Annotated in this window: 5 protein-coding genes; all 5 read left to right on the forward strand. The window is 62.0% G+C overall.

Translation table 11 applies throughout. From position 1 onward, the window contains the following. The first annotated feature begins 219 nt into the window (after positions 1 to 219). The 5 genes from VJR68_RS04330 to VJR68_RS04350 all read left to right on the forward strand — a co-directional run bounded on the left by VJR68_RS04330 (position 220) and on the right by VJR68_RS04350 (position 5713). Positions 220 to 1545 (forward strand): APC family permease, encoded by a 1326-nt coding sequence (locus tag VJR68_RS04330; protein WP_324146326.1) that lies wholly within the window; start codon positions 220 to 222, stop codon positions 1543 to 1545. 154 nt (positions 1546 to 1699) lie between these two features. Next, entirely contained in the window at positions 1700 to 2236 is a 537-nt protein-coding gene (locus VJR68_RS04335) for a (2Fe-2S)-binding protein (RefSeq protein ID WP_324146327.1), read from the forward strand. After that, positions 2233 to 4485 carry a xanthine dehydrogenase family protein molybdopterin-binding subunit gene (locus VJR68_RS04340; RefSeq protein WP_324146328.1) on the forward strand — a complete coding sequence of 751 codons (2253 nt, stop codon included), beginning with the start codon at positions 2233 to 2235 and terminating at the stop codon, positions 4483 to 4485. Before VJR68_RS04335 ends, VJR68_RS04340 begins: the two co-directional genes overlap by 4 nt. 305 nt (positions 4486 to 4790) lie before the next feature. Further along, positions 4791 to 5294 carry a lysozyme gene (locus VJR68_RS04345; RefSeq protein WP_324146329.1) on the forward strand — a complete coding sequence of 168 codons (504 nt, stop codon included), beginning with the start codon at positions 4791 to 4793 and terminating at the stop codon, positions 5292 to 5294. Beyond that, positions 5291 to 5713 (forward strand): hypothetical protein, encoded by a 423-nt coding sequence (locus VJR68_RS04350; protein ID WP_324146330.1) that lies wholly within the window; start codon positions 5291 to 5293, stop codon positions 5711 to 5713. The genes VJR68_RS04345 and VJR68_RS04350 overlap by 4 nt, the downstream gene beginning before the upstream one ends. The last annotated feature ends 67 nt before the right edge of the window (positions 5714 to 5780 follow it).

The following is a 5780-nucleotide window of genomic DNA, read 5'->3' on the forward strand; positions in this document are numbered from 1 at the left end:
TTTCGACGGGCGGTGCATTGTAAGTAACGTGATGCGTTGCGCAAATATGCGCCGTCAGCCATCGCCCCTTTGGCGTCACATAGGCTGGGATGAAATCCCAGCATCGGAAAGCCGAAAAGCGCTGGGATTTTCACCCCAGCCTACAAGAAACATCGGTCTCGCTTGCCCTCCTCCGCCGCGATTGCCATGCTCTGCCTTTCCATTCCAGGGGCTTTACCCATGACGTCACCGGCTACCGGCTATCAGCGCAGCCTTCGCCTGCGGGACGCAGCATTGGTGGTGGTCGGCGGCATCATCGGCGGCGGCATTTTTCTCAATCCGGGCATTGCCGCGCAGCGCACCGAATCGGGGCTGGCATTGCTGCTGATGTGGGTAGGCGCCGGCGTGCTCACGCTGCTCGGTGCGTTGTGCTATGCCGAACTGGGCGCGCGCCGGCCGCATGCTGGCGGCAGTTACGTGTATCTGCGCGAGGCGTTCGGGCCGCTGGCCGGCTTTCTGTTCGGCTGGACCATGTTGCTGGTGATTTATTCCGGCTCCAGCGCGGCGGTGGCCACCATCTTTGCGAGCTACGCCGCGACGGTATTCGGCCTGCCCGCGGGCATGGCGACACCGCTGGCGGTAGGCGCGCTGGCGCTGGTGGCACTCATCAATGTGTTCGGCCTGAAGTTCGGGGTGCAGATGCAGAACCTGTTCACCCTGTTGAAGCTGCTGGCCGTGGCGGTGCTGGTGGTGTGCGGACTGTTCCTGGCCGGTGTCGGTACCGGTACACCGTGGCTGGCGGCCGATCCCGCACGCGGCGACGTCGGCTTTATGAGCGCGGCATTGCCGGTGCTGTTCGCCTATTCCGGCTTCACCTACCTCAACAACCTGGCCGGCGAAGTCAAAGAGCCGCAACGCACCCTGCCCCGTGCGCTGGTACTCGGCATGCTGGGTGTGATCGCCGCCTATGCGTTGGTCAACGTGGCGTATCTGGCGGTGCTCGGCCACGACGGCCTGGCGCATAGCCGTACGCCAGCCGCCGAGGTGATGGGCAAAGTGTTCGGCCCGGTCGGCGCCAAGCTGATTGCGGTAGGTATCGCCATCTCCACCTTCGGTTTTTGCAACATCACGCTGGTGGCGGGTGCGCGCGTATTGCAGGTGATGGGTGCAGATGGCTTGTTCTTCGCCAGCGTCGGGCGGCTGCATCCGCGTCATCACACGCCGAATCTGGCACTGCTGTTGCTGGTGGGCTGGTCGATCGTGCTGGTGTTGTCGGGCAGCTACGGCCAGTTGCTGGATTACGCCACCTTCGGCGACTGGCTGGCCTGTGCCGTCGGCGTGGGCACGCTGTTCTGGTATCGCCACCGCCAGCAGCACGAGACCGTGTCGTTCCGCACGCCCGGTTATCCACTGCCGCCGCTGATCTTCATCGCCACCATCGGCCTGGTGGTGGTGCAAAGCCTGCGTACAAGTGTGGTGAATACGGGTATTGGCCTGGCCATCATGGTGGCCGGCATTCCCGTCTATCTGATTTGGCGACGGGTGTTCAACCCCGTACGCTCCTGACAGACAAGTAGGCTGGGATGACAATCCCAGCTTGTTTTTTGCTGGAATTTCACTTCAGCCTTCCTGCTTGGGGATGCTTGTTCAGTCCGGTGCATCCCTAAAATCTTGCGGCAATGCCACAATGTGCCGATAGGTATGACGGAGACACCACCCGATGGCGCAAGACCACGCCGCGCTGCCCACTAAGCCGACGGATATCACTCCCACTCCTGTTCGCGCTGGCATCGATTTGCAGATCAATGGCGAGCACTACCGCCACACTGGCGATCCGGCGATGCCTCTGCTGTGGTACCTGCGCGACGTGCTGCGGCTCGACGGCACCAAGTACAGCGGCGAGCACGGCGTGGGTGGCATGGATCTGGTGCTGGTTAACGGCAAGGCCACTTCCGCCATCAACACGCCGATGAGCAAGCTGGCCGACAAGCAGGTCACCACGGTGGAAGGCCTGGTCGACGCGAAGGGCCATTTGCATCCGCTGCAACAGGCATTTATCGATGAAGACGCGATCGGCTGCGGCTACTGCACGCCCGGCTGGTTGATCGCCTCATTGGATCTGCTCAATCGCAACAAGGACCCTTCTGACAACGACATCGATGGCCTGCCCAATCTCTGCCGTTGCGGCTGCCAGGCACGCGTGCGCCAAGCCATCAAACGCGCGGCCGCGGCGATGAAGCAGGGGGCGAAGGCATGAGCAACACGATGCAGCTTTCGCGCCGCCGCTTCCTGCAGGTGATGGCGGGTGCGGCTGGCGCCTTGATCGTCGGCATCCGCAGCGCCCGCGCCGCCAACGCGCCGGTACCGCCCGACATGCTGGGCGATGCGCTGTATGACTTCGGCATGTTCGTGCGCGTGGATGCCGATGGCACCGTGCTGATCGGTTCGCGCGATCCGGAAACCGGCACCGGCGTCGCCACTTCGCTGGCGCGCATCATTGCCGATGAAATGGATGCCGACTGGCAACACGTGCGCGTGCTGCCGCTCGGCCTGGGCGTGGAGAACGACAACGGCAAACCGCGCTGGCTGTATGGCCAGCAAGTGGGCGGCACCGGCAATTCGATACCGCGCGCGTGGCGCGATCTACGCTCTGCCGGTGCGCTGGCACGCTGGCTGCTGATCCAGGCCGCTGTGCCCCAACTGGGTGTACCACCGGAAAAGCTGCGCGCGGAACTGGGCGCGGTCATCTCACCCGACGGCCGCCGTCTTGGCTACGGCCAACTCGCGGCCGCTGCCGCGAAGATCGCCCTGCCGCACGGCGCGATCGCATTGAAGACGCCGGAGCGCTACACGCTGATCGGCAAGCCCGCCGGCGACGCCGATGCACGCGCGATCGTCACCGGACAAACCGAATACGCGCTCGACAAACATTTCGGCGACACCCTGGTCGCGGTGCTCGCGCACTGCCCATGGCCGGATGGCCAGCTCGCCGGACTCGACAGCAGCGCCGCGCTGGGCATCAAGGGCGTGGTGAAAGTGATCGAGCTGAAGCCCGATCCGCACGTGCCACCGGGCCAAACCGTGATCGCACCCGCCGTAGCCGTGATCGCCGAAAACACCTGGGTTGCCCTGCAAGGACGCAAAGCGCTCAAGCTGCAATGGAAGCCCGGTGCCAGCGGCAGCGAAAGCACTGCCGCGCTCGAACAACAAGCCACCGCGCTGATCAACAGCGATGCAGCGCCGACCACGCGCATCCGCGACGACGGCGATATCGACAAGGCCAAGCGCAAAGCCGCACGCCGCGTCGAAGCGGTCTATTCCCAACCGTGGCTGGCGCATGCCACCAGCGAGCCGATGAATTGCCTGGTGCGCCTGGATAAAACCAGCGCCACGCTCTGCGTGCCCACGCAATCGCCGCAACAGGCATGGACGGTGGTGCAGCGACTCACCGGGCTGGCGCCGGACCAGATCGACATCCAGGTGCCGCGCATCGGCGGCGGCTATGGGCGTCGTCTCGATCACGATTACGTCGCCGAAGCCGTGCTGCTGGCGAAGGAAGTCGACAAACCGCTGCGCCTGTTCTGGACGCGCGACGAAGACCTCACGCACGACTACTACCGCTCCGGCTGCGTGCACAAATTCCAGGCGATTCTTGAAGCGAAACGCCATGTGATTGCGTGGAACCAGCGCGTGGCGAGCGCCTCGGCCTTGACCGGCCGCGGCGTACCGTCCGATCACTTGTGGAGTTCGGAAGTCAGCGTCAACCAGTTTCCCGCAGGGTTCATACCAAACTACCGCAGCGACTGGTTTGGGCTTTCTTCCTCCCTGCCGCGCGGCCCGCACCGCGGCATGCCGCATCTCACCAATGCTTTCGCGGTGTGCAGTTTCGTCGATGAAATCGCGCACTCATTGAAAGAAGATCCCCTCGTTACCAACCTGCGCCTGATCGGCGAACCGCGCTTGATTCCGCAACAAGGTGGCGGTGCGGTCGACACGGCACGGCTGGCCAATGTGCTGAAGCTGGTCACCGACCGCATCGGCTGGAAAGACTGGCTGCATTCGGTGAACGGCTTCGGCCTCGCCTGCTGGTACATGGATGGCGCGTATGTCGCGCATGCGATCGAAGTCTCGATGCAAGGCGAAAAACTCACCATCGAACGCGCCGTGTGCGCAGTGGATGTTGGTCGCGTGATCAACCCGATGGGTTTGGAAGGACAAGTCGCCGGCGCCACGCTGGATGCGCTGTCCACCGCACTCAATCTCGCCATCACCGTCAAGGACGGCAAGGTGCAGCAAAGCACCTGGAAGGATTACCCGCTCGCCAGCATGGCGCAGTTGCCGCGCACGGTGGAGGTGATCACGGTGCCGGGTGAAGGTGATCCGGCCGGCGCGAGTTTCCTTGCCATGCCGAGTGCGGCGCCCGCGTTGGCCAACGCGGTGTTTCGTGTGAGTGCGGTGCGCGTGCGCCGAATGCCGTTAATGAAGGAATTGCTGCGGCTGTTGTGATGGGTAGGTTGGGGTGCGAACCCCAACATGGCGTGATGATCGGCATGGCGATGTTGGGGTTCGCACCCCAACCTACGGTTCTTAGGCTGCACTTCGCTCGAGCGCAGCGATTTTTCAGCTCCTCAAAAGTCACCGGGTCAAGGCCGTCGTCGGGACAACGAGTCGGTAGCCGTGAATTGAATGGAAAATATGCCGCGTCACGGTATTTCGTCCATCTCCTACCCAAACAGATGAATGCCGGGACTGTGCATCTTTGATGGATGGCTCTAGCCTGAAACATTGACCACCCCATCGAGCGATCCACCATGGCAAACGAAAACATGCGCATGAGCCCACGCGGTTACACGCAGCTGCAGCTGCGAGAGGGCGTAAGAATGCATTACTACAATGACATGCCGGTGAACGGGAATTGCACATGGGGCGTCGGGACATTGGCACATTACGGCCCTTGCACCGAGGAAGAATTGCGCAGAACCGTTCTGGAATCAGATGTAAATGCAGTGTTGAGCGCCCGCGTCATGGAAGCGGAACGCATCGTCAAGCACGTCGTAACCGACCACGCGCTTACACAAGAGCAGTTTGACGCTGCCGTGTCGTTTGCCTATAACTCACGAACACACAACATACGGGACGCGCTTTCGCCCGCGAACACAGGGAATATGAATGCAGTCGCCGATCAGATGATGCAGAACGTATACATTACGCCGCGAGATCCACGCGGCATGCCCTCGGGTAACCCTCAATTCAGTCGCGGGCTATACAACTGGCGACTGGGCGAGTCACAACCCTTCAGGAGCAGAACGCCGTGAAACGTCTTCTTCTACTTGCACTCTCGTTCGCGACCATAGGCGCGTGCCAGGCACAGGTGCCTGTTGCCAAGGACTTCATGGGGCAATGGAAAATCTCAAAATTCATTGCCTACACGAAGGACAACAGGGAGGCGTCGCTGTCGCAGGACCTGATCGGCCACGTGCTCGCCGTAGCCCCGAAGAAACTGTCGCTCACCATGGACGACTGGACATGCGACGCCAGCGAAGACTCCCATGCCGATTGGGTAGATACCGCCCCATATGTTGAACAACACGAAGGCATTGCCGCCAACGCCGCTCAATTGCCGCCGGCTACCAGCGTGCTCAGCACCGGTGATTGCCTCAAAATCTATTGGCTCGACCAACGCCATATTGAATTCAACTTTGGCGGCACCTTCGTCGTAGCAGAAAAACAATAAGCACAACGGCAGTACGTGCCGCTCAATGAAACTGATCGCTCGCCGGCACCCACGATCCTGACTTGGC

Origin of the sequence: Dyella sp. (assembly GCF_035277725.1) — a bacterium.
In the GTDB taxonomy this organism is placed as follows: Bacteria; Pseudomonadota; Gammaproteobacteria; order Xanthomonadales; family Rhodanobacteraceae; genus Dyella_B.

Coding starts and splice junctions, on each gene's coding strand:
- VJR68_RS04330 (WP_324146326.1), top strand. CDS start 220: ATGACGTCACCGGCTACCGGCTATCAGCGCAGCCTTCGCCTGCGGGAC.
- VJR68_RS04335 (WP_324146327.1), top strand. CDS start 1,700: ATGGCGCAAGACCACGCCGCGCTGCCCACTAAGCCGACGGATATCACT.
- VJR68_RS04340 (WP_324146328.1), top strand. CDS start 2,233: ATGAGCAACACGATGCAGCTTTCGCGCCGCCGCTTCCTGCAGGTGATG.
- VJR68_RS04345 (WP_324146329.1), top strand. CDS start 4,791: ATGGCAAACGAAAACATGCGCATGAGCCCACGCGGTTACACGCAGCTG.